Annotated in this window: 21 protein-coding genes and 1 tRNA gene; 15 read left to right on the forward strand and 7 right to left on the reverse strand. The window is 74.1% G+C overall.

The window, feature by feature from the left end; genetic code table 11:
- Positions 1-17 precede the first annotated feature (17 nt).
- The 6 genes from paaN (at position 18) to ACK8OX_RS09010 (ending at position 6,344) form a co-directional block, all read left to right on the forward strand.
- Positions 18-1,667 (forward strand): phenylacetic acid degradation protein PaaN, encoded by a 1,650-nt coding sequence (gene paaN / locus ACK8OX_RS08985; RefSeq protein WP_430663660.1) that lies wholly within the window; start codon positions 18-20, stop codon positions 1,665-1,667.
- Positions 1,668-1,699: 32 nt separating this feature from the next.
- The gene (locus tag ACK8OX_RS08990) at positions 1,700-2,866 is read left to right on the forward strand and encodes an ABC transporter substrate-binding protein (protein WP_430663661.1); all 1,167 of its coding nucleotides are present in this window, start codon (positions 1,700-1,702) and stop codon (positions 2,864-2,866) included.
- Between the two features lie 161 nt (positions 2,867-3,027).
- Positions 3,028-3,903, forward strand: coding sequence for a branched-chain amino acid ABC transporter permease (locus ACK8OX_RS08995; RefSeq protein ID WP_430663662.1), 876 nt, complete (start codon positions 3,028-3,030; stop codon positions 3,901-3,903).
- Complete coding sequence (locus ACK8OX_RS09000; protein ID WP_430663664.1) at positions 3,903-4,835, forward strand: branched-chain amino acid ABC transporter permease; 933 nt, start codon at positions 3,903-3,905, stop codon at positions 4,833-4,835. Before ACK8OX_RS08995 ends, ACK8OX_RS09000 begins: the two co-directional genes overlap by 1 nt.
- Positions 4,832-5,650 (forward strand): ABC transporter ATP-binding protein, encoded by an 819-nt coding sequence (locus ACK8OX_RS09005; protein WP_430663666.1) that lies wholly within the window; start codon positions 4,832-4,834, stop codon positions 5,648-5,650. Before ACK8OX_RS09000 ends, ACK8OX_RS09005 begins: the two co-directional genes overlap by 4 nt.
- Entirely contained in the window at positions 5,643-6,344 is a 702-nt protein-coding gene (locus ACK8OX_RS09010) for an ABC transporter ATP-binding protein (RefSeq protein WP_430663667.1), read from the forward strand. Before ACK8OX_RS09005 ends, ACK8OX_RS09010 begins: the two co-directional genes overlap by 8 nt.
- A 163-nt stretch (positions 6,345-6,507) precedes the next feature.
- On the opposite strand, the gene ACK8OX_RS09015 is transcribed toward ACK8OX_RS09010, so the two are convergent.
- A tRNA-Gln gene (locus tag ACK8OX_RS09015) sits at positions 6,508-6,579 on the reverse strand.
- Positions 6,580-6,798: 219 nt separating this feature from the next.
- Between ACK8OX_RS09015 and ACK8OX_RS09020 the strand changes: the two genes are divergently transcribed.
- Positions 6,799-8,550, forward strand: coding sequence for a M10 family metallopeptidase (locus tag ACK8OX_RS09020; RefSeq protein ID WP_430663669.1), 1,752 nt, complete (start codon positions 6,799-6,801; stop codon positions 8,548-8,550).
- A 50-nt stretch (positions 8,551-8,600) separates the two neighbouring features.
- Here the strand turns inward: ACK8OX_RS09020 and ACK8OX_RS09025 are convergent, their stop codons facing one another.
- Both ACK8OX_RS09025 and ACK8OX_RS09030 read right to left on the reverse strand, forming a co-directional pair.
- Positions 8,601-10,031: a mandelate racemase gene (locus ACK8OX_RS09025; RefSeq protein WP_430663670.1), complete on the reverse strand. Its 1,431-nt coding sequence runs from the start codon at positions 10,029-10,031 to the stop codon at positions 8,601-8,603.
- Positions 10,028-10,843, reverse strand: a complete 816-nt coding sequence (locus ACK8OX_RS09030) for a sugar phosphate isomerase/epimerase family protein (RefSeq protein ID WP_430663671.1) — start codon at positions 10,841-10,843, stop codon at positions 10,028-10,030. Before ACK8OX_RS09030 ends, ACK8OX_RS09025 begins: the two co-directional genes overlap by 4 nt.
- 105 nt (positions 10,844-10,948) lie before the next feature.
- On the opposite strand from ACK8OX_RS09030, the gene ACK8OX_RS09035 reads away from it, so the two are divergent.
- The 5 genes from ACK8OX_RS09035 (at position 10,949) to ACK8OX_RS09055 (ending at position 15,304) form a co-directional block, all read left to right on the forward strand.
- Positions 10,949-11,314: a YidH family protein gene (locus ACK8OX_RS09035; RefSeq protein ID WP_430663672.1), complete on the forward strand. Its 366-nt coding sequence runs from the start codon at positions 10,949-10,951 to the stop codon at positions 11,312-11,314.
- A gap of 48 nt (positions 11,315-11,362) precedes the next feature.
- Entirely contained in the window at positions 11,363-12,169 is an 807-nt protein-coding gene (locus tag ACK8OX_RS09040) for a GNAT family N-acetyltransferase (protein WP_430663674.1), read from the forward strand.
- Between the two features lie 74 nt (positions 12,170-12,243).
- Positions 12,244-13,251, forward strand: coding sequence for a tripartite tricarboxylate transporter substrate binding protein (locus ACK8OX_RS09045; RefSeq protein WP_430663676.1), 1,008 nt, complete (start codon positions 12,244-12,246; stop codon positions 13,249-13,251).
- Complete coding sequence (locus tag ACK8OX_RS09050) at positions 13,248-13,799, forward strand: tripartite tricarboxylate transporter TctB family protein (protein WP_430663678.1); 552 nt, start codon at positions 13,248-13,250, stop codon at positions 13,797-13,799. Before ACK8OX_RS09045 ends, ACK8OX_RS09050 begins: the two co-directional genes overlap by 4 nt.
- The gene (locus tag ACK8OX_RS09055) at positions 13,796-15,304 is read left to right on the forward strand and encodes a tripartite tricarboxylate transporter permease (RefSeq protein WP_430663680.1); all 1,509 of its coding nucleotides are present in this window, start codon (positions 13,796-13,798) and stop codon (positions 15,302-15,304) included. Before ACK8OX_RS09050 ends, ACK8OX_RS09055 begins: the two co-directional genes overlap by 4 nt.
- A 22-nt stretch (positions 15,305-15,326) precedes the next feature.
- Here ACK8OX_RS09055 and ACK8OX_RS09060 read toward each other — a convergent pair whose 3' ends face one another.
- From ACK8OX_RS09060 to ACK8OX_RS09070, 3 genes are all read right to left on the reverse strand, one after another.
- Positions 15,327-16,316 carry a Bug family tripartite tricarboxylate transporter substrate binding protein gene (locus ACK8OX_RS09060; protein ID WP_430663682.1) on the reverse strand — a complete coding sequence of 330 codons (990 nt, stop codon included), beginning with the start codon at positions 16,314-16,316 and terminating at the stop codon, positions 15,327-15,329.
- Positions 16,317-16,411: 95 nt separating this feature from the next.
- Positions 16,412-17,446, reverse strand: coding sequence for a hypothetical protein (locus ACK8OX_RS09065; RefSeq protein ID WP_430663684.1), 1,035 nt, complete (start codon positions 17,444-17,446; stop codon positions 16,412-16,414).
- Between the two features lie 87 nt (positions 17,447-17,533).
- Entirely contained in the window at positions 17,534-18,562 is a 1,029-nt protein-coding gene (locus ACK8OX_RS09070; protein ID WP_430663686.1) for a hypothetical protein, read from the reverse strand.
- A 126-nt stretch (positions 18,563-18,688) separates the two neighbouring features.
- Here ACK8OX_RS09070 and ACK8OX_RS09075 point away from each other — a divergent pair, with 126 nt between their 5' ends.
- From ACK8OX_RS09075 to ACK8OX_RS09085, 3 genes are all read left to right on the forward strand, one after another.
- Positions 18,689-19,924: an argininosuccinate synthase gene (locus ACK8OX_RS09075; protein ID WP_430663687.1), complete on the forward strand. Its 1,236-nt coding sequence runs from the start codon at positions 18,689-18,691 to the stop codon at positions 19,922-19,924.
- Between the two features lie 336 nt (positions 19,925-20,260).
- Positions 20,261-21,367 carry a hypothetical protein gene (locus tag ACK8OX_RS09080; protein ID WP_430663688.1) on the forward strand — a complete coding sequence of 369 codons (1,107 nt, stop codon included), beginning with the start codon at positions 20,261-20,263 and terminating at the stop codon, positions 21,365-21,367.
- 13 nt (positions 21,368-21,380) lie between these two features.
- The gene (locus ACK8OX_RS09085; RefSeq protein ID WP_430663689.1) at positions 21,381-22,226 is read left to right on the forward strand and encodes a WecB/TagA/CpsF family glycosyltransferase; all 846 of its coding nucleotides are present in this window, start codon (positions 21,381-21,383) and stop codon (positions 22,224-22,226) included.
- Here ACK8OX_RS09085 and ACK8OX_RS09090 read toward each other — a convergent pair.
- The gene (locus ACK8OX_RS09090; protein ID WP_430663690.1) at positions 22,144-23,262 is read right to left on the reverse strand and encodes a glycoside hydrolase family 5 protein; all 1,119 of its coding nucleotides are present in this window, start codon (positions 23,260-23,262) and stop codon (positions 22,144-22,146) included. The two genes, ACK8OX_RS09085 and ACK8OX_RS09090, sit on opposite strands and share 83 nt — an antisense overlap.
- Between the last annotated feature and the right edge of the window lie 28 nt (positions 23,263-23,290).

The following is a 23,290-nucleotide window of genomic DNA, read 5'->3' on the forward strand; positions in this document are numbered from 1 at the left end:
GCGGGGAGGAAACGGGCATGACGGGGTTCTCCACGACGCATGCGGAGACGCTGCGCAGGGCCATGGCGGCCGCCCGGTCCCGCGGCCATTTCTCCGCCTACCCCGAGGCGCCGTCCGGGAAGATCTACGGCGAGACCGCCAAGGCCGAGGCGGAGGCCGCCTTCGCCGCCCTGCTCGGCAAGCCCTTCGAGGCGGGCGACACCCTCCTCGGCGACGAGCATTCGCCCTGGGGCCCGAGGCTCGGCATCACCTATCCCGCGCATGGCGTGGAGACGCTGGTGGCCCGCGCCGCCGCCGCCGCGCCCGCCTGGGCCGATGCGCCGGGCGACACCCGCGCGGGCGTCTGCCTCGAGATCCTGCACCGGCTGAACCGCGCCAGCTTCCTGATGGCCAATGCGGTGATGCACACCACCGGCCAGGCCTTCGTGATGGCCTTCCAGGCCGGCGGCCCGCACGCGCAGGACCGCGGGCTGGAAGCGGTGGCCTATGCGATGGACGAACTCTCCCGCATCCCCGGCGAGGCGAGCTGGACCAAGCCGATGGGGAAGGAGGCGGTGACGCTCCGCAAGTCCTTCCGCGCCGTGCCGCGCGGCATCGGGCTGGTCATCGGCTGCGCCACCTTCCCCACCTGGAACGGCTATCCGGGCCTGTTCGCGAGCCTGGCGACCGGCAATGCGGTGATCGTCAAGCCGCACCCCGCCGCCATCCTGCCCCTCGCCCTCACCGTCCGCACCGCGCGGGAGGTGCTGGCCGAGGCCGGCTTCAGCCCGGATGTGGTGCAGCTTGCCCCCGACATGGCGGAGGCGCCGATCGCGGGGGCGCTGGCCACGCATCCCGCCATCGGCATCGTGGATTTCACAGGCGGCCCCGCCTTCGGCGCCTGGCTGCGCGCCCATGTCGGCGGCCGCAAGGCGCTGCACACCGAGGAAGCGGGCGTGAACCCGGTGGTGCTGCACTCCACCGCGGATCTTGCGGGGCTGTGCCGCAACCTCGCCTTCTCGCTCTGCCTCTACGCCGGCCAGATGTGCACGGCGCCGCAGAACATCTTCGTCCCCGCCGGCGGCATCGCGACCGACCGGGGCCACATGTCCTTCGAGCAGGTGGGCGCCGCGCTGGTCGCCGCCATCGACGCGCTGCTGTCCGACCCCGCCCGCGCCGCCGGCGTGCTCGGCGCCATCCAGAACCCGGCGACGCTCGACCGCATCGCCGCCGCGCGCGGGCTCGGCCGCGTGCTGCGCGACAGCGCGCCGGTGCCCGGCCAGGACGCCGCCCGCACCGCGACGCCGCTGCTGGTCGAGGTCGATGCCGGGGACCGTGCCGCCTGGGGCGAGGAACGCTTCGGCCCCATCGCCTTCCTGATCCGCTGCGCCGATGCCGATGCCGCGCTCGCCCTCGCCGCCGGCTCGGCCAGCGCGCGTGGCGCCATCACCGCGCTGGTCCATTCCACCGACGAGGCCTTCCTGGCACGCGCCGAGGACGCCTTCGCGCGCGCCGGCGCGGCGCTGAGCGAGAACCTGACCGGTGGCGTCTTCGTCAACCAGTCCGCCGCCTTCAGCGACTACCACGTCAGCGGCGCCAATCCCGCGGGCACCTCCTGCCTGACGGATGCGGCCTATGTCGCGAACCGATTCCATATCGCCATGGCGCGCCGCCCCGTGGCAGCCTGACCACCACGACAAGCAACAGGGAGGAGTTCACGATGGGTCTCGGCACGATGCTCCGGCGCGGCGTGCTCGCGCTCGGCGCCGCGGCGGTCCTGGCGTTCCCGGCGCTGGCGCAGGGCAACAACCCGATCCGCATCGGCGCGGTGCTGTCCGTCACCGGCCCCGCGAGCTTCCTCGGCGACCCCGAGGACAAGACGCTGCGGCTCTACGTCAACCGCATCAACCAGGCGGGCGGCATCAACGGCAGGCCGATCCAGCTGATCGTCTACGACGATGCCGGCGACGCCAACCGCGCCCGCACCTTCGCGACGCGGCTGGTGGAGGACGACCGCGTGGTCGCCATGGTGGGCGGCACCACCACCGGCACGACGATGGCGATGCGCCCCGTCTTCGAGGATGCGCGCATCCCCTTCATCAGCCTCGCCGGCGGGATCGAGATCGTGGACCCCGTCTCCCCCTTCACCTTCAAGACGCCGCACACCGACCGCATGGCCTGCGAGAAGATCTTCGCCGACATCCGCGCGCGCGGCCTGTCGCGCATCGCGATGATCAGCGGCACCGACGGCTTCGGCCAGTCCATGCGCGGGCAGTGCCAGCGCGTCGCGGGCGCGGCCGGCATCACCATCGTCGCGGAGGAGCAGTACGGCCCCCGCGATTCCGACATGACCCCGCAGCTGACGCGCATCCGCAACGCGGCCGGCGTGGAGGCGGTGGTGAACCCCGGCTTCGGCCAGGGCCCGGCCATCGTCACCCGCGGCTACGCCCAGCTCGGCATCCGGCTGCCGCTCTACCAGTCGCACGGCGTGGCCAGCGCGGAGTTCATCAGCCTCGCCACCCCCGCCGCGGCGGAAGGCGTGCGCCTGCCGGCCGCGGCGCTGCTGGTGGCGGAGCAGCTGCCCGCGGGCGACCCGCAGCGCCAGGTGCTGATCGACTACAAGACCGCCTTCGAGCGCGAGTTCAACCAGCCCGTCTCCACCTTCGGCGGCCATGCCTATGACGGGCTGATGATCCTGGTGGAGGCGATCCGCCGGGCGAACTCCACCGACGGCACGCGGCTGCGCGACGCGATCCGCGCCACCCGCGGCTTCGTCGGCACCGGCGGCGTGGTGAACATGAGCGCGACCGACCACATGGGCCTCGACCTCAGCGCCTTCCGCATGGTGGAGATCCGCGGCGGGCAGTTCACGCTGATCGGGAACTGAAGGGGCTTTCCCATGCCCTTGGACGCCGGGCGGCCGCTCCGCGGCCTTGGCTTCGCCGCGCCGCTGGCGCACCAGCTGGCAGGCCTCATCGGCTGCGGGCCGCTTCGCGGCCTCGGCGTGGGCGAAGACGCCCGCGCCGCGATCCCCGGCGGGCGCACACCATGACCGCCGGATTGCTGCAGTTCCTCGTCTCCGGCCTGACCGTCGGCGCCGTCTATGCGCTGGTCGCGCTGGGCTTCACCCTGATCTACAACGCGTCGGACGTGGTGAACTTCGCGCAGGGCGAATTCGTCATGCTGGGGGGCATGGCGACCGTCTTCCTGACGGCGGCGGGCATCGCGCTGCCGGTGGCGGCGCTGCTGGCAGTCCTGGCGGCGGTCGCGGTGGGGCTGCTGCTGCACCGGCTCGCGATCGAGCCGGCGCGAGGCGCGTCGGCCGTCACGCTCATCATCATCACCATCGGCGCGTCGATCTTCCTGCGCGGCATCGCGCAGATCGTCTTCGACAAGCGCTTCCACCAGCTGCCGGCCTTCAGCGGGTCCGACCCGATCATGCTGGCCGGCGCGGCGATCCTGCCGCAGAGCTTCTGGGTGCTGGGCGGGGCGCTGCTGGTCTTCGCCGGGCTGTTCCTGTTCCTCGAGCGGACGCTGCTCGGCAAGGCGGTGCTGGCGACGGCGGCGAACCGGCTGGCGGCGCGGCTGGTCGGCGTCGACACCTCCTTCGTGCTGGCGCTGTCCTTCGGGCTCTCGGCGGCGATCGGCGCCTTCGCGGGCATCCTGATCACGCCGATCACCCTGACCTCCTTCGATGTCGGCACGCTGCTGGCGCTGAAGGGCTTCGCCGCCGCGATGCTGGGCGGCATGGGCAGCCCGCTCGGCGCCGTGGTGGGCGGGCTGGCGCTGGGGCTGCTGGAGAGCTTCGCGGCCGGCACCATCTCCTCGGCCTACAAGGACGCGGTGGCCTTCCTCGTCATCCTCGGCGTGCTGTTCGTGATGCCGCAGGGCCTGTTCGGCCGCCGCGGCGTGGAGCGGGTGTGATGGGCACGCGGTGGGGCACCCTGCTGATCCTCGCCGTCGTCATCGGCACCATCCCCTGGTTCTTCCCTTCCGGCTTCTACTTCCGCGTCGCGGCCCTGGTCTGGGTGACGGCGCTGGCCGCCATCGGGCTGCAGGTGCTGATGGGCCAGGCGGGGCAGGTCAGCCTCGGCCATGCCGGTTTCGTCGGCATCGGCGCGTATTCCATGGCGCTCGGGCCGAAATACCTGGGGCTCGACGTGCTGGCCTGCCTGCCGCTCGGCGCGGCGGTGGCGGCGGCGGTGGCCTTCCTGGTGGGACGGCCGATCCTGCGACTGAAGGGGCACTACCTCGCGGTCGCCACGCTCGGCTTCGGGATGCTGGTGACGATGGTGCTGGTCAGCGAGGTCGCCGTCACCGGCGGCCCCGACGGCATCCGCATCCCGCGCGCGGAGCTGTTCGGCTGGCGCATCCGCGGCGGCGAGACCTTCTACTGGATCACCGGCGGCGCGCTGCTGATCGGCACCTGGATCGCGCTGAATCTGCAGGACAGCCCCTCGGGCCGCGCGCTCGCCGCGCTGCATGACAGCGAGGTGGCGGCCCGCACCGTCGGCATCGACGTCGCGCGCCACAAGCTGCGCGCCTTCGTCATCGCGGCCGTCTACGCGGCCGTGGCGGGCGGGCTGCTGGCCCTGCTGAACGGCTTCGTCACGCCGGATGCGGCGGGGTTCCTCGCCTCGGTCGAATACGTGACGATGGTGGTGATCGGCGGGCTGGCCAGCGTGCCGGGCGCGGTGGTGGGTGCGGCGCTGCTGGTGCTGCTGCCGCAGGCGCTGACCGTCCTCCACGACTACGAGCATGCGGTGCTCGGCCTGCTGATCATGCTGTTCATGATCTTCCTGCGCATGGGCATCGTGCCGGGCCTGGCCGCGCTGCTGCGGAGGCGCGCGGCATGAACGCGCTGCCGCCCCGCGGGAAGGTGGTGCTGGCGGCGGAGGGCATCGGCATCTCCTTCGGCGGCCTGCGCGCGCTGGACGGCGTCGGCTTCTCCGCCCGCGCGGGGGAGGTGCTGGCGATCATCGGGCCGAACGGCGCGGGCAAGACCACGCTGTTCAACATCACCTCCGGCCTCTACCGCGCGACGGAAGGGCGCATCACGCTCGACGGCGTCGACGTGACCGACGCGTCGCCCCACCGCCTCGCCGCGCTCGGCCTGTCGCGCAGCTTCCAGAACCTGCAGATCTTCTTCCGCATGACGGCGGCGGAGAACGTGATGGCCGGGCGCCACCTGCGGGAGGGGTCGGGCCTGCTGGCCGACCTGTTCCGCCTTCCTGCCGCCCGCCGCGCCAACGCGGCCACGCGCGACGCCGCGATGGCGCTGCTGGAGGAGGTCGGGCTGGCCGCCCATGCGGGGACGCCGGCAGGGGGCCTGCCCTATGGCGCGCTGAAGCGGCTCGAGATCGCGCGCGCCCTGGCCACCGATCCGCGCGTGCTGCTGCTGGACGAACCGGCCGCCGGCTGCAACCCGGTGGAGACGGAGGAGATCGACCGCCTGATCGCGCAGGTCGCCGCGCGGGGCGTGGCCGTGGTGCTGATCGAGCATGACATGAAGCTGGTGATGCGCATCAGCCGCCATGTCGTCGTGCTGAACCAGGGCCGCATGCTGGCCGAGGGCACGCCGGAGGAGGTGCGCGCCAATCCGGAGGTGGTCGCCGCCTATCTCGGCACCCATGGCGCGAGGGAGGCCGCGCGCGGCACCGCCGATGCTTGAGGTGACGGATCTCCGCTCCGCCTATGGCCGCATCCTGGCCCTGAAGGGCGTGTCGCTGCGCGTCGAGACCGGGGAGATCACGGCGCTGGTCGGCGGCAACGGCGCGGGCAAGACGACCCTGCTGCGCTGCCTGTCCGGCGTGCAGCCCGTGGCCGCCGGGCGCATCGCCTTCCACGGCGAGGACATCACCGCCTGGCCGGCGCATCGGCGCGTCGCGGCCGGCATCGCGCAGTCGCCGGAAGGGCGGCAGGTCTTCGGGCCGCTGGGCGTGGAGGACAACCTGCGCCTCGGCGCCTTCCGCCGCGGCCGGGCGGAGGCGGAGGTCGGGCTCGACCGCGTCTACGACATGTTCCCGGTGCTGCGGGACAAGCGCGCCCTTCCGGCGGCCGGGCTCTCGGGCGGGCAGCAGCAGATGCTGGCCATCGGCCGCGCGCTGATGAGCCAGCCGCGCCTGCTGCTGCTGGACGAGCCGAGCATGGGCCTGGCGCCGGTGCTGGTGGACCAGATCCTGGACGCCGTGGTGGCGCTGCGGCGCGCGGGCGTGACGGTGCTGCTGGTGGAGCAGAACGCCAGTGCCGCCCTGGCCATCGCGGACCGCGGCTACGTGATGGAGACCGGGCACATCGCGCATGGCGGCACCGGCGCCGCCCTGCTGGAGGACCCGGCGGTGCGGGAGGCGTATCTGGGCCTGTGATCCCGCGTCCGCCGCACCGTCCCTGACGGGGCCGCCGGGCGATGCCGCGGGGCGACGGGCCTGCGCCGCCCAACCGCCCGGCTGCCTCCTCCGCCCCCGGCACGCCGGACCGCCCTGCGCCGAGAGATCCGCCCGAGGCCACCGGCTGGACATGGGTGGGGAATTGGGGCGCCAGGATTCGAACCTGGGAATGGCGGTACCAAAAACCGCTGCCTTACCGCTTGGCGACGCCCCAGCCGGCGCCCGGTTAGCGCGGAAGCGTCCGGCGCACAACCTCGTCCCTGCGCTTCACCTCCGCTTCACCCGCGGCGGCTAGGGTGGCCGCACGGGGGTCGCGTGCCGGCGGCTCCCGGCTGCCCCGCAGGATGCGGAAGGCAGGCCCGGGCGTCCGGTTGCCGCATCCGATGCGGGCCAACCGGCCGGGGCCGACCGTGCCGGCCCGGTCCGCAATCCCATGTGCTGGTTGTGCCTTGCCGGCGACACGCAGGGCGCCCCCGCGGGCGCCGATCCCGGCGACCTGACGCGGCAGCGCGCCGAGCCGGCCGGCACCGCGGCGCGGCTGCACCTCGTCGCCTCGGGCCGGGCCGAGGTGGATGCGCTGCTCAGCGGCTTCGCCTGGGCCGAGGGCGACCCCGTGACCTTCGCCTTCCCGGACTCGGCGGCGGATTACGAGCCCTTCTACGGCGCGTCCGAACCCGCCCGAGGCTTCGCCCGGATCGGCGAGGCGATGCGCGACGCGGTGCGGCTGATCCTGACGGGAGAGGACGGCGGCGCGGCGGGCGCGCCCGGCAGCCCCGGCGCCCCGGTCACCGGCTTCACCCTGCTGTCCCTCGTCGAGGCGGCCATCGATGGCTGGGCGGATCTCCGCATCTCGCGCTCCTCCGCCCCCGTCACCGCCTGGGCCTACTACCCGAACGGGCGGGAAGGCGGCGACGTGTGGTTCGGCAACCGCCACGGCTTCGATGCGCCGCGGCTCGGCACCTACCAGTTCGCCGTCGCGGTGCATGAGCTCGGCCACGCGCTCGGCCTCAAGCACCCGCATGAGAGCTGGAACGGCTACGGCGCGCTCGAGGCCGGGTGGGACAGCCTGGAATTCACCGTGATGTCCTACCGCTCCCGCATCGGGGCGGCGCTGGACGGAGGCTACACCAACGGCACCCACGACTACCCCCAGGGCTGGATGATGCTGGACATCGCGGCGCTGCAGGCGCTCTACGGCGCGGATTACGGGCATCTCGCCGGCGACACGCGCTATGCCTGGAACCCCGCGACCGGGGAGACGATCATCGACGGCGCCGGCCAGGGCGCGCCGGGTGATGGCTGGGGCGGCGCGGCCAACCGGGTGTTCCTCACGGTCTGGGACGGCGGCGGGACCGACACCTACGACCTCTCGGCCTATGCCGGCGGCGTGTCCGTGGACCTCGCCCCCGGCGGCCATTCGGTGCTGGCGGCGCAGCAGCTCGCGGTGCTCGACGCGCTGTCGGGCACGGTCGCGCGCGGCAACGTCTTCAACGCCCTGCTGCATGGCGGCAACCCGGCCTCGCTGATCGAGAACGCGACCGGCGGCGCGGGGGCCGACACGCTGTCGGGCAACCAGGCGGCGAACCGGCTGGAAGGCGGGGCGGGCGGCGACCTCCTCTCCGGCCTGGCGGGGGATGACCTGCTGGACGGCGGCGCGGGCGCCGACACGCTGCGCGGCGGGGCGGGGGACGACCGCTTCGTCGTGGACGACCGCGACCTGGTGCAGGAGGAGGCGGGCGGCGGGCTCGACATGCTGGTGCCGGTGGCGGCCGCCATGGTCGTGCTGCCGGCGCAGGTGGAGATGCTGCGGCTCGGCCCGGGCGGCTGGGGCGGCGCCGGCAACGGCGCGGCCAACTGGCTGGCCGGCAATGCCGGCGCGAACCGGCTGGAGGGCGGCGGCGGCGCGGATGTGCTGGAAGGCCGCGGCGGCGCCGACACGCTGGCTGGCGGCGCGGGGCCTGACAGCTTCGTCTTCCGCCGCGGCGACGGCGCCGACCGCATCGAGGACTTCGCCCCCGGGCTCGACCGGCTGGTGCTGACCGGCTTCGGGCTGGACGCGGCGCAACTCCCCGCGCGCATGGCAGACCTGGCGGAAGGCGTGCGGATCGACCTCGGCGGGGGCGACCTGGTGCTGCTCGCCGGCCTCACCGCGGCGATGATCCCGGCGTCGGACCTGGTGTTCTAGGCGTTCGATCCGCGGAAGCGGGACCGCCGGGCCGGCCGCTCGGGCAGGGGTTATCCCCAGGCGGCGCGCGGCATCGGCTCCATCGCGCCCGCATCCGGCTCCTCCGCCGCGCCGAGGCCGGGCACGCCGAGGCTGCCGATCTCCAGCATGCCGTCCCGGATCGCGAGCCGCGGGCCGCGCGGCGTGTCGGCGTAGAGGTCGGGATGCGCTTCGAGGAAGCGGTACGCCTCGGCCCCCGGCCGACCGGCGAAGCCGTCGACGAAATGGTGGCCGTTGCGCTCGACATGCGGCAGGCCGAGCAGCGCGACGAGCGCGAGGTCCTGCTGCACGCAGACGCCGGCCAGCGTCGTCAGGTCCTCGGCCGACATGAAGTAGCGCTCCCGCCCCTCCCCGGCATTCCAGGCTCGGCACCGCGCAAGGTTGACCAGCGACCGCCACACCCCCTTGCAGGCCTTGGACGACACGCCGGCATAGCCCAGCGCCCGGCCGGTGACGAAGGCATCCAGCGGCCCGTCGCTCTCGTCGATGATGACGGGGCGCGCGGCCGCCAGGGCGGACATGCCGGTCTCCAGCGCGCGGGCGCGCTTCACCGGCTGCTCGATGTAGAGGATGGAGGCGCAGAGCTTCCTCAGCCGCGGCTCCGCCTCCATCGCGCGCCAGAGCGCCAGCGCACCCTCCGCATCCTCGTACTGCTCGTTGCCGTCGAGGCTGGCGTGGTAGCCGCCATGAAGGCGGTCCAGCACGGCGGCGATGCGCGACAGGCGCTCCACATCCGCCTCGACATTGCCGCCGACCTTCAGCTTCCAGTAGCGGTGGCGGTAGGTGGCGGCGACCTCCTCCAGCGTCTCGGGCAGGCCGTCGCCGACGCGCTCCGCCTGGTCCGCGGCGGTGATGGGATCGACCAGGCCGACGGTGTGGCGGGCGTGCAGGCGCGCCAGCGGCGTGGCGGCGGCGAGCATCGCGGCGAAGTCGAAGCCGGCGAGGTCGGGGGCCACCGCATGCGGCGCCATGCCGCCGATATTGGCGCGCATCCCGGCCCAGAAGCCGACGCGCTGCGCCTTCAGCAGCGCATCCAGCATCGCCCGGTCCAGCAGCGCGCGGCCGTAGCTGGCGACCAGCGGGTTCAGCCCTTCCGCCGCACCGGCGGCGGTGACGGCGGCGTAGCTGTTGGCGAAGTGGCCGAAGGCGGTGTCGGCGCCCGCGGCCAGCGTTGCGGCCTCGGCCAGTTCCAGGGCGCGGCGCAGCTGGTGCTCGTTCTGCGCGTCGGTCAGCGCCGGGTCCTTGTCGAACCACTTCGCCGCCAGCGTCTCCGCCGCCACGCCCCATCCCTCGCGCCCGTCCTCGAGGCGGATGCGCGCGCGCACCACCGCCTGCCGGCCATGGGTGACGGTGATGACGCCGAAGCGGAAGGGCAGGCGCAGCCGGAACGGCCATTCCAGGCGCTGCGTCTCGACCAGCGCGAAGCGCGGTGCGTGCGTCATGCCTCCAGGATCCCCCGCAGATAGCCGATGGCGCGCGCGGCGCTGGTCGCGCCGTCCGGGTGGTAGTCGAAGGGCTCCACCGCGCAGAAGCCGCCATACCCCGTCTCCCGCAGGGCGACGAGGACGGGGGCGAAGCGGTCGCCCCCCTGGCCCGGGCCGCGGCGGTTGCGGTCGTTGAGGTGGACATGGGCAATCAGGCCGGTGGGAACGAAGCGGCGCAGCAGCGCGGCCGCGGGCTCGGCCTCGCCATTCCCGGCGGCGCTCACATCCAGCATCGTCCGCAGCCCGGGCGAGGCAACGCGCCGCACGATCTCCACCGCCTCGGCCACCGTGCGCGCCCAGTTGGTCTGCCCGGCATCGAGCGGCTCCAGGCAATAGGTCAGGCCATGCTCCGCGGCCCAGGCGCCGGCCATCGCCATCGCCTCCTCGGCCCGCGCGGCGTCGCCCTCCGCCGCGACGTGGCGCTGCTTCGGCGAACCATGCACCAGCAGCCCCGCGCCGAGGTCGGCCGCCAGCCCGACCAGCCGCTGCATCACGTCGAGCGTGCGCGCGCGGATCGCGGGATCGGCGGTGGTGACGGACAGCCCCGCCGGCGCGACCAGCAGCCAGTGGAGCGAGGTGACGGGCGCGCCCTCGGCTTCCGCGATGCGGCGCAGTTCCGCGCGGCGCGATGCGGGCAGCAGATGCGGCGCCTCCGCGTCGAGCGTGAAGGGCGCGACCTCCAGCCCGTCATAGCCGAGCGCGGCGGCAAGCCGCGCCTGCCCCGCGAAGGGCAGCGCGGCGACGACCTCGTTGCAGAGCGATATCCTCATCGGACGCACCTCGACCAGCGGTCCTTCATGCGCGGAACGGCGCGCCGCGTCCAGGATGCGGCGCGGCGGCGTGCAGCCGGCGGCGGCGCCGCGCGTTCAGCCGGCATGGACAGCGCCGAACGCCGCACCGAACTGGCCGCCGACCGCACCGTGCTGGCGGCGGAGCGCACCTATGCCGCCTGGGTCCGCACCGGGCTGACGGCGCTGGCCAGCGGTGTCGGCGCCAAGAAGGTGCTGGGCGGCGTGCTGCCGGAATGGGGGGTGGTGCTGACCGGCTCCGTCCTGGTGGTGTTCAGCGCCGCCTGCTTCGCCGCCGCGGTCTGGCGCGAGATCGCGCCCGACATCGACGCGCCGAAGCCCGAGGTGCGGCGCATCCCGCGCGCCGTCCTGTTCACGCTGAACGGCTTCCTGATGCTGGTGTCCCTCGCCGCGCTGCTCGGCGTCTGGTTCGGCGAGACCGGCGGGGATTGACGCCCGCGCGGGCGGCGCGTGTGCTTCGTGCCGATGCAGCCGCGCCCGATGACCGAAGCCGACCTGCCCCGCGCCGCCGCGCTGTCCGCCGCCGCCGGGTGGAACCAGGTGGCCGCGGACTGGTCGCTGTTCCTGCATGGGGGGGAGGTGCGGGTGCTGGACGACGGCGACCCCGCATGCCTGGCCGCCAGCGCGGCGGTGCTGCCCTACGGGGCGGATCTCGCCTGGATCTCGATGGTGCTGGTGCGGCCGGACCGGCGCCGGGCGGGGCTGGCGACCGCGCTGATGCGCTGGGCGGTCGGGCGGCTCGCGGGCATGCGGCACGTCGCGCTGGATGCCACGCCGGCGGGGCGCGAGGTCTATGCGCGGCTCGGCTTCCGCGACCTCCTCGGCTTCGCGCGCTGGTCGGTGCCGCGGGACCTGCCGGCGCCCGCCCGCGCGGTGCGGCCATTGCGGCCGGAGGACTGGCCCGCGCTGCTGGCGCTGGACGCCGCCGCCTTCGGCGCGCCGCGCGCGGCGCCGCTGCGGAACTTCGCCCGGCGCCGGCCGGATGCCGCCTTCGTCACGCCGGACCTGCGCGGCTTCGTGCTGGCGCGGGACGGGCTGCGCGCGCCGCAGATCGGCCCCGTGGTCGCGCCGGACGAGCCGACGGCCATCGCGCTGGTCGCCGCGGCGCGCGCCGCGCTCGGCGTGCCGGCGGTGCTCGACCTCGCCGATTCGGCGGGCGGGGTCGCGGCGGCGCTGGCCGCGCAGGGGGGCGAGAGGCTGCGGCCCTTCACGCGCATGGTGCTGGGCGATGCCGGCTTCGGGAAGGCTGAACGAAACTTCGCCTTCGCGGGCCCCGAGTTCGGTTGACCCCCGCGGTGCCCCGCCGCACCATCCACGGTAACCGGTGGGTTACCCGCCACGGAAGGGAAGGGAGAACAAGAATGACCACCACTCGCCGCACGCTGCTCGGCGCCGCCGCCGCCGGGCTCGCCGCGCCCGCGCTGGCCCAGGGCGCCGCCTGGCGTCCCGACCGTCCGGTGACGCTGATCGTCCCCTGGGCCGCGGGCGGCTCCACCGACCAGATGGCGCGCATCGTGGCGGCGGAGCTGGAAGCCGCGATCGGCACCCGCTTCGTGGTGGTGAACCAGCCCGGCGCCTCGGGCTCCATCGGCACGCGCAACGCGCTGGAAGCGGCGCGGGACGGCATGACCTGGGCGGCTGGCGCGGCGGTGGATGTGGGCTGCTACAAGGTGCTCGGCCTGCTGGACACGCAGCTGCAGGACTGGAACCTGTTCTTCGCGGTGGCCAACGTGAACACGCTGGTCGCCAACCCGCAGGCCGGCATCCGCGACTTCGGCGCGGCGATGGAGGCCTTCCGCGCGCGCGGCGCCTCCCTCGCGGTCGCCACCGCCGGCGTCAGCTCGGCCGGGCACAACATGATGTCGGCGGTCCGCGCGGCCACCGGCATCAACTACCGCCACGCCACCTATGACGGCGGCAACCCCGCCATGATCGCGACGGTGGGCGGCGAGACGCCGATGGGCGCCGTGCTGCTGGTGGAAGCCGCCGAGATGATCCGCGCGCGCCGCCTGGTGCCGCTGGCCGTGCAGTCCGAACAGCCGGTGACGCTGCAGGGCTTCGGCGAGATCCCGCCCATCACGCGCTGGCTGCCCAACGTGCCGGCGCCGCTGAACTACTTCGGCGTCTGGTGCCCGAAGGGCGTGCCGCAGAACGTGGTGGACACGGTGTCGCAGGTCTGGCGGGACCGGATCGCCAACAGCCAGCGCCTGAAGGACTACGCCGCGCAGCGCGCCGCGGTCTTCGCGCCGCTGCATGGCCAGCAGGCGCATGACGAGGCGTGGAAGATGGTCCGCCAGACGGCCTGGCTGTATTTCGACGGCGGCACCGCCCGCGTCAGCCCCGACACGCTCGGGATCCAGCGGCTTTGAGCGACGGCGCGCAGCCCGGCGAAGGGGCGCCGTCCCCCTTCGCGGGCGACCGTGCGCCGCTGCCGCCGCGGGTCGATCTCTGGACCGCGGCGGTGCTGCTCGCCTTCGGGCTCGGCGTCGTCGCCCTCGCCTGGCGGATGCCGACCTTCGTCGAGCAGTCGCATACCGGCCTGACCGCGCCCGGCATCGTGCCGGGCTTCCACGGGCTGGTGATCACGCTGCTGGCGGTGCTGCTGGGCCTGCGCGCGGTGCGGCGCGGCGCGCTCGGCGACCGGCGCGCGCATGGCCCGGCGCTCGACCCCGGCGATGGGCGGCGGCTGCTGGCGGCGGCGGTGCTCGGCACCGTCTATGCCGGGGTCCTGGTCGGGCGGCTGCCCTTCTGGATGGCAAGCGCGCTGTTCGTCTTCGCCTTCACCGCGATCTTCGAATGGGGCAAGGGGCCGGAACGGCGGGCGCGGCGCCTGGCCGAGGCGGCGGCGCTCGGCCTCGGCACCGGCATCGCGGTGATGCTGGTCTTCGAACGGATCTTCCTGGTGCGGCTGCCGTGAACGACCCCTTCTCGATGCTGGCGGGCGGCTTCGCCCATGTGCTGCAGGGCGGCGCCATCTTCCATGCCTTCTGGGCGGTGCTGATCGGCATCGTCATCGGCGCTCTGCCGGGGCTGACCGCGACGATGGGCGTGGCCCTGCTGACCACGCTGACCTTCACCATGGGCCCGCAGGTGGCGATGCTGGTGCTGGTCTGCGTCTATGTCGGCGCGATCTACGGCGGCAGCCGCAGCGCCATCCTGCTGAACATCCCGGGCACCCCCGCCTCCGCCGCCTCCACGCTGGACGGCTTCCCGCTGGCGCGGAAGGGGCTGGCGGGGCGGGCGATGGGCATCTCCACGCTCGGCTCCTGGCTGGGGACGCTGTTCGGCACGCTGATCCTGGCGGTCTTCGCCCCCACCTTCGGCGAATTCGCCCTGCAGTTCGGCAGCTACGAGATGTTTTGGGTGGCGCTGTTCGGCATCGTCATCGCCGGCAGCCTGTCGGGCGGCGACCCGCTGAAGGGCTACATCGCCGGCTTCCTCGGCCTGCTGGTCGCGACCGTGGGGCAGGAGACGAACCACGCCTATCCGCGCTTCGCCTTCGGCAACGGGGACCTCGCCGGCGGGCTCGGCCTGCTGCCCGTCCTGGTCGGCGTCTTCGGCGTGGCGGAGGTGCTGAATTCCATGCGCGGCCCGGCGGTGGCCGCGGTGTCGTCCAAGCTCGACAGCGTCATCCCGCGCATCCGCGACGTCGTGCAGTACTGGCGCACCATCCTGCGTTCCGGCGCGATCGGCACCTTCATCGGCGCGATGCCCGGCCTCGGCGAGGACATCGCCGCCTGGACCAGCTACGCCGCCGCCAAGCGCGCCAGCGCGGAACGCGCCGAGTTCGGCCGCGGCAGCGTCGAGGGGCTGATGTCCGCCGAGACGGGCGAGAGCGCCTGCGTCCCCGGCGCCATCATCCCCGTCCTGACGCTGGCGGTGCCGGGCAGCGCGCCGGCCGCCGTGCTGATGGCGGCGATGATGATCCACGGCCTGCAGCCGGGCCCGATGCTGGCGATCACCGCGCCGGAGTTCATCTACCAGATCGTCGCGATGCTGGTCGTCGCCGACATGGTGAAGCTGGTCTACGGGCTGGTCCTGGTGAAGCCGCTGCTCTGGGTGCTGCTGATCCCGCGCGAGAGGCTGATGCCGGTGGTCTTCGTGCTCTGCACCGTCGGCGCCTTCGCCATCACCTCGCGCCTGTTCGACATCTGGGTGATGCTCGGCGCCGGCCTGGTCGGCTTCATCCTGCGGGAGTTGCGCTTCCCGATGGCGCCGCTGGTGCTGGGCATCGTGCTGGGCGACCTGCTGGACAAGAACCTGCTGCGCGGGCTGACGCTGACGGGCGGCGACGTCACGCCCTTCTTCACCCGGCCGATCAGCGCGGCGCTCTGCGCGCTGACGGTGCTGGCCGCGCTCTGGGCGGTGCCGGGGCTGCCGGGGCGGGTCGCGGGGCTGTTCCGGCGCGGGGCCGCGGCCTGAGCGGCGGCGCCCCGCGGCGCCGCTACTCCATCTTCAGGTCCAGCTCGCGGATCTTGCGGCCCCAGAAGCCGCTCTCCTCCCGCACCGCCTGGAAGAACTGCGCGCGCGGCCGCACGGGCGAGGGCTCGAGCCCGTCCTGCTCCAGCCGCCCGGCGAAGCGCGACGCCGCGGCGGCCTGGCGGGCCGCGGCCTCCAGCCGGTCCAGCAGGTCGGGCGGGGTGCCGGCGGGGGCGAAGATGCCGTGCCAGCCGGTGATGGACACGCCCGGCAGCCCGGCCTCCGCCAGGGTCGGCACGTCCGGGATGGCGGGCATCCGGCGGTCGCCGGTCACCGCGATGGCGCGCAGCCGCCCTTCCCGCGCCAGCTGGATGGCGGGCGGGGGGGAGGAGAAGTTCATGGTGATGCGCCCCGCCACCACATCCAGCAGCGCGGGCCCGGTGCCGCGATAGGGCACGTGCTCCATCTCGATTCCCACCGCGTCGGAGAACAGCACCCCCGCCAGGTGGTTGGCGTTGCCGACCCCGCCCGAGGAATAGGTCAGCGTCCCGCGCGGCTGCGCGCGGGCATGGGCGATGAGCTGCCGCAGGTCGGTGATGGGCAGGCGCGGGTCGATCACCAGGACATACTGGTAGGAGGTGATCTGCGCGACGGGGGCGAGCACCTGCAGCAGGTCGATGCCGTCGCGCTGCATGTGCGGGTTGACGACGAGGTTGGTGGAAACGGCGAAGAGCAGCGTCGTCCCGTCCGGCCGCGCGCGGGACACGCCGAGCGTGCCGATATGCCCGGCCGCGCCGCCGCGGTTCTCGACGATCACCGGCTGGCCGCCCAGCGCCTCGCTGAAGGTGTGGGCGAATTCGCGGGCGGTCAGGTCGGTGCCGCCGCCAGGCGCATAGGGCACCACCAGCACGATCGGCCGCGCGGGCTGCGCGCGGGCCGCGCCGGCCAGGACCAGGGGAGCGGCGAGCGCGGCGCCGAGCAGGGCGCGGCGGGGCGGGGTCGGGGCGTCGGTCATGGACTTCTCCTCCGGCGGGGCGCGGCGGGGCCACGGCCCCCCCCCGCGTCATCGCCGAGGCGGCGGGCGGCGTCCACCCCCGTCTCGCGGCCGGGTCAGCAGGCGCGGACGCGGCCTTCGGCGAAGTCGAGAAGGCAGGCGGCGTAGCGCAGGGTGAAGCGCCAGTCATTGCCGCCGCCATGGCCCTGGATGCCCGCCGGCCGGTCAAGCAGCAGCAGCGACCCGGTGCGGCCGGTCAGCGCGCCGAAGATGGCGGCGCGGCCGGGCGGGTCGGGGTCGTATTCGTCGCCGGCGAAATTGGCCACGACGACGCGGGTGGCGGGCGCGCGCGCCGTGGCGACGATGCGGCGCAGGTCGTCGAGCGCCCAGGCATGGGCGGGGCTGCCGGTCGGGCCATGGGCGGCGGGCGCGATGGCGATGACGGCATCCGCCAGGCCGGGCTCCGCCAGCGCCTGCAGGGCGTTCCAGGCGCCGCGGGACTGTCCGGCCGCCACCACCCGCGCATAGCCGCGGCGCCGCAGCTCCGCCAGCGCGTGGCGCATGGCGACGGCGCCGGCTTCCGTCTCGTCGTTCAGCGGGTCGCGGTCCAGGCGGAAGACGTCGTAGCCGGCATTGTTGAAGGCGCGTACATGCGGCTGCGGCTGGCCGCCGCGGCTGTCGGCACCGCCCGCCGCGCGCCCATGCGCCCAGAGATAGGCACCGCGCGCGCCCTGCGCGCCCTGCCACAGGAAGCGTCGGTCGGGCGTCAGCGACCAGTGGCGGCCGGCGGCGAAGGGGGTTTCGGGCGCGGCCTCGGCGGCCGCCTCCCGCCCCGGCCAGACCACCGACAGGTCGCGCACATAGGCGCGGCAGCCGCGGCCACCCCAGCGGGCGCAGTTGCGCAGCGCGGTGGCCTCCGTCGCGGCGGCATCGTCGTCGATCGCGGCCGCCCAGCCCCAGCTGCCATCGGGCGACAGGGCGAAGACGCGGGGCGTGGGCTGGAGCAGGAAGCGCTGGTAGTCGGCCCGCCCCTCGGCGCCGAGATGGGGCAGCGCGGCGGGATCGAGCAGGGGCGGCAGGTCGGCGCGCGCGGCCGGGGAGGCTGCGAGGGCCCCGAGGAGGATCACGATGCGGTATATCGTGTTCAACATGCCGTGATCCAGGAAACCACAGCCGCCCTGCGGATGTCCAGCGGGCTTTTCAACCTTTTCGCGAACGCAGAAGCGCCGCCCGCGCCGTCAGCAGGCCCGGGGCGGGTCCGGCGCGGTGGCGAAGCGGTACAGGCACAGGCCGAAGCGGTCGTTGAAGGCGACCGTCGCCCCCGCGGCATGGCCCGCCAGCCCCTCGGGCCGGTCGATGGCGAGGAAGGCGGCGGCGCGGGGGGCGAATTCCCGCAGCAGGTCGGCACGGCCATCCGGCGCCGCGTCGAAGGGGTCGTCGCGGAAGCTCGCCACCGCCAGCCGGATGCTGGCAGCGCCCCGCGCCGCGCCCAGCACCTCCCGCAGGTCGTCGAGCTGGCGGGCATGGTTCGGGCTGCCGGCCTCGCCATGCGCGGCCGGCGCGATGGCGATCGCGGCATCCACCAGCCCGGGCGTCGCCATCGCCATCAGCGCGTTCCACCCGCCGCGCGACTGGCCCGCCGCCACCACCTGCCGGTAGCCGCGGCGGCGCAGCTCCGCCAGGTCCGCGCGCAGCCATTCGGCCGCGCGGCGCGTCTCGTCCGTGGCGGGGTGGCGGTCGAAGCGCCAGACATCGAAGCCGGCATTGTTGAAGCGCCGCGTCCAGGATTGCGGCTGCCCGCCGCGCGCATCGGCGCCGCGGGCGTTGCGCCCATGCGCCCAGACCAGCACGCCGCGCGCGCGGTCCGGGCCCCACCACAGGAAGCGCGGATCGGGCAGCGTCTCATGCCCCCAGGAGGTGAAGCGCGCGCCGGAAGGCGGTTCGGCCGCCGCCCAGGCCTCGCCCGGCGCCACCACGGCCAGATCGCGCGCCTGGATCCAGCAGGGCGCGCCGCCGCTGCGGCGCCGGCAGCTTTCCAGCGCCTTCGCCTCCAGCTCCTCCGGCGGGCCGCCGGCATGCCAACCGAAGGCGCCGTCCGGTCCGAAGGCCAGCGCGCGGGGCAGGTTCATCCGCAGGAAGCGTGCCACATTGGCGCGGTCCGCCTCCCGCAGCCCCGGCGCCTGCGGCAGGTCCAGCAGCGGCGCCTGGGCCAGGGCCGGCGCGGCCAGGAGCAGGGCGAGGAAGGGCAGGAAGGTGCGGCGGCGCATCGCGGGCGGATCGTTGCGGGGCAAGTGTCGCGCGCCCTGCACGCCCCCGTCCAGGGGCGCACTTGCCCCTCCCGCGCGCCGGCGGCATGTTCCGGCGCCTTTCTACCCCCAAGGGATGCCCCCTCGATGCGCGTCAAGGACGTGAAGAAGGTCGTGCTCGCCTATTCCGGCGGGCTCGACACCAGCGTGATCCTGAAGTGGCTGCAGACCACCTACCGCTGCGAGGTGGTGACCTTCACCGCCGATCTCGGCCAGGGGGAGGAACTGGGCCCGGCGCGCGACAAGGCGCTGCTGCTCGGCATCCGGCCCGAGAACATCTTCATGGACGACCTGCGCGAGACCTTCGTGAAGGACTTCGTCTTCCCGATGTTCCGCGCCAATGCGCTGTACGAGGGGATGTACCTCCTCGGCACCTCCATCGCGCGCCCGCTGATCGCCCAGCGCCAGATCGAGATCGCGGAGCAGATGGGCGCCGACGCGGTGGCGCATGGCGCGACCGGCAAGGGCAACGACCAGGTCCGCTTCGAGCTGAGCTACTACGCGCTGAAGCCCGACGTGAAGGTCATCGCCCCCTGGCGCGAATGGGAGCTGACGAGCCGCACGAAGCTGATCGAGTTCGCCGAGGCCCATCAGATCCCGATCGCCAAGGACAAGCGCGGCGAGGCGCCGTTCAGCGTGGACGCGAACCTCCTCCACTCCTCGAGCGAGGGGAAGATCCTGGAGGAGCCCTGGGACGCGCCGGACGAGATGGTGTGGCAGCGCACCATCAGCCCCGTCGACGCGCCCGACCGCGTGACCGAGATCACGGTCGAGTTCGAGCGCGGCGACGCCGTCGGCATCAACGGCGAACGCCTGTCGCCGGCCGCCCTGCTGACGAAGCTCAACGCGCTCGGCCGCGAGAACGGGATCGGCCGGCTGGACCTGGTGGAGAACCGCTTCGTCGGCATGAAGTCCCGCGGCTGCTACGAGACGCCGGGCGGCACGATCCTCTACGTGGCGCATCGCGCGATGGAGAGCATCACGCTCGACCGCGAGGCCTGCCACCTGAAGGACAGCCTCATGCCGCGCTACGCGGAGCTGATCTACAACGGCTTCTGGTTCGCCCCGGAACGCCGCATGCTCCAGGCGCTGGTGGACGAGAGCCAGCACAGCGTCACCGGGACGGTGCGGATGAAGCTCTACAAGGGCAACACCATCGTCACCGGGCGGCAATCGCCGCACAGCCTCTACTCGATGAAGCACGTCACCTTCGAGGACGACCAGGGCGCCTACGACCAGTTCGACGCCCAGGGCTTCATCAAGCTGAACGCGCTGCGCCTGCGGCTCGGCGCCATGGCGGGACGCAGGGGCGGCGCGCTCTAGCCCGCATCAAGCGGGACGAACCGGTGGGTTGCGGCAGCGCCGCGATCCACCTTCCAGCGATGGGAAACTTGCCCGCTGTTGCGTATCTGGCCGCGCCTCATCTTCCCGTGAAACGCTCCGTTACACTCGTCTGTCAATTTCATACGAAGCTACGCATGCTTATCTTGTGACCTGGTCACAACGAGCGGCTCCGCCATGGGCGGGGTTGAGGAAGACAGGCATGCAGCGCGTCGCGAAACGAACGGCCGGGAGAGTTGCGCCGGGGGTCGTTCCGGCCATGGGCGAGGCGCCGCCCTCCCTTGCGTCCGCCATCCGCCCCGGCGCCGCGGTGCCGCGATGAGCGCCGCGGTCGACACGCGCGGCAGCGACCAGCAGGAGCTGTGGGTCGCGCAGCTCCGCCGCTGCTTCGACGCGCAGGCGGGGCTGTTCGCACGCCAGATCCGCGACGGCGCCTGGGCCCCGGTGCTGGGGACGGAAGCGATCACCAGCACCGCCATCTGCCTCATCGGCCTCGACCGCGCCGGCATCCCGGTGGAGCCGGTGGCCGGCCCGGCCGCCGACCTGCTTCGCCGTGCCGCGCGGCAGGCCCGCGAACAGGCCTATCCGGGCGGCCTCGGCCTCGTGCTCTGGGCCGGCGCGGCGACGCGCGCGGCCGCGCCGCTCGACCTCCTCGCGGAGGCGGGGCTCGACCCGGCCTCGCTCGAAGCGGCGATCCCGGCGATCACCACGATGGAGGTCGCGTGGCTGGTCAGCGGCCTGCTGCATGCCGACCATCCCGCGCTGGCCAACGCCACCGCCGCGGCCCTGCGCGAGCTGCAGGGGCGGCAGGGGCCGAGCCTCGCCTTCCGCCACGCTTCCGCCGCCGCGCCGCTGCGCCACCGGGTGCGGGCGCGCGTCGCGAATTTCGCCGACCAGGTCTATCCGCTCCAGGCGCTGGCCTTCGCCGCGATCGCCCAGGGCGACGCGTCCTGGCTGAAGCTGGCGGAACGCGCGGCCGGGCACCTGGTGGGCCGCCAGGGGCCGCTCGGCCAGTGGTGGTGGCACCATGACGCGCTGACCGGGCGCGTGGTAGAGCCCTTCCCCGTCTATTCCGTCCACCAGCACAGCATGGCGCCGATGGCGCTGCGCGCGCTCTCCCTCGCCGGCGGCACAGACCATGCCGAGGCGGTGCGCCGCAGCCGCGCCTGGCTGTCGCGCAACGAGCTCGGCATCCCGATGGAGGATCCGGCGACCGGCATCGTCTGGCGCAGCATCGAACGGGCCGAGGCCGGCCCCGCGCGGCTGCTGCGCCGCGGCCGCATCGCGCTCGCCCGCCCGGCGGACGTGGCGGCGGCGCCGCCCGCGCTGGTGCTGAACCGCGAGATGCGGCCCTACGAATGGGGCTGGCTGCTCTACGCGCGCGCCATCGAGGAATCGCCGCGCCGCGGCGGCCACATCGCCTGACCGGGAGGACGCCATGGAACCCCCCCCGGCCCCGCGCCGCGACCCCGCCCGCATCCTCGGCTGCCCGGTGGACGAGCTGACGATGCAGGGCGCGCTCGACTGGTGCCTCGATGCCTGCCGCGCCGGCGGGCCGCCGCGCATCGTGCTGACCGCCAACGCCTCCCACCTCGTCGCGACCCAGGACGATGCCGGCCTGCGCAACGCGGCGGAAGCGGCGGACCTGGTGACGGCGGACGGCATGTCGCTCGTCTGGGCCGGGCGGCTGCTCGGCTGGAACCTGCCGGAGAGGGTGACCGGCATCGACCTCATGGACCGGCTGCTGCAGGCCGCGCCGGGGCGGGGGCTGCGCGTCTTCTTCCTCGGCGCCAGGCCGGCGGTGCTGGAACGCTTCCTCGCCCATTGCCGCACCGCCTATCCGGGGCTGGAGGTCGCCGGCGCGCGCGACGGCTATTTCGGCCCGGAGGACCACGCCGCGGTGGTGCGCCAGGTGGCGGAAAGCGGCGCGGACATGCTGTTCGTGGCCATGCCCTCGCCCTTCAAGGACATCTGGTGCGAACGCTACCGCGACCGGCTCGGCGTGCCGCTCATCATGGGCGTGGGCGGCGCCTTCGACGTGATGGCGGGGGTGGTGCGGCGCGCGCCGGTGCTGATGCAGCGCGCCGGGCTGGAATGGGCCTGGCGGCTGATGCTGGAGCCGCGGCGCCTGTGGCGGCGCTACCTTGCCGGCAACAGCCGCTTCGTCTGGCTGGTCCTGCGCGAGGCGCTGGGCCGCGACGTCACGCTGCCAGCCCGAGTGCGCGCAGAAGCCCCGGGTCTGCTGGTGCGGACTGGGGGCCCGGCCGGGACGGGAAGCCCATGATGTCGCCGAGGCCCCAGAGCGCCCATCCCATCCCCTCGGCCTCGGCGCCGCGGCGCACCGCCTCGATATAGGCCGCGCGCGCCGGCGCGTTCAGCGCGGCATGCGCGCCGAATTCCAGCAGCAGCACCGGCGCGCCCGCGCGCCGGCCCCAGGCCGCGGCGCGCGCCAGGTTCCCCCGCACGCGCGCCGCATCCCACCCTTCCTGGCAGTACCAGGCACCGAGGTCGCGCGTGCGGGCATGCCCGGTGCGCGCGGCCACGGCGCGGCAGGCGGCGCGGTCGGCCACCGGAAAGGGCAGCCGCGCCAGCGCGTCGCGGTCATGCCCCTGTTCCCACGACGCCAGATGCGCGAACACGCCCGGCGTGTAGTCGTGCACGCTGTAGAGCACGCGCGGATCGCCGAGCGGCGGCAGCCGCAGCAGCCCGTCGATGCTGCCCCAGTCGGCGCCCTGCGCGATGACGAGGTGCCCCGGCAGCACGCCGCGGATCTCGCGCAGCACCTCCGCCTGGAGGGCGTGCCACTTGGCGTGGTCGTCGAAGACGGGCTCGTTCATGATCTCGACGAAGACGGCGGCGGGGTCGTGGCGGGCGAGGTGCGGCGCCATGCCGCGCCAGAAGTCGAACAGGCCCTGCCGGTCGGCCTCCCGCTCCTCCGGCCGCCAGCTTTCGGGATGCGCGTCCACGATGACGGCGAGCCCCGCGCGCCGGATGCGCGCGACGGCGTCGAGCACCACCGCCAGCCGGTCGCCGTCCAGCCCGCCGCCCGCCCGCAACAGGATCTGCGGCTGGATGCAGAGGCGGATGAAGGTGAAGCCCGCGGCGCGGATGCCGTCCAGCGTCGCATCCGGCACATGGGCGCGCAGCGCCGCAGGGTCGAGGCTGGCGGGGAAGCGGAACCAGTTGGTGATGTTGAGCCCGCGCCGCAGCACCGCCGGCGTCTCCGGCGCCGCCGCCTGCCCGCGCGCGAGGGCAGGCGCGCACAGCGCCGCACCGGCCGCGAGCAGCCCCTTCCCGATCCGTCGCCGTTCGATCGCCATGCGCCCTGTCCTCCTGCGCGGAAGATCG

Origin of the sequence: Falsiroseomonas sp. CW058, assembly GCF_050563535.1 — a bacterium.
Taxonomy (GTDB): Bacteria; Pseudomonadota; Alphaproteobacteria; order Acetobacterales; family Acetobacteraceae; genus Falsiroseomonas.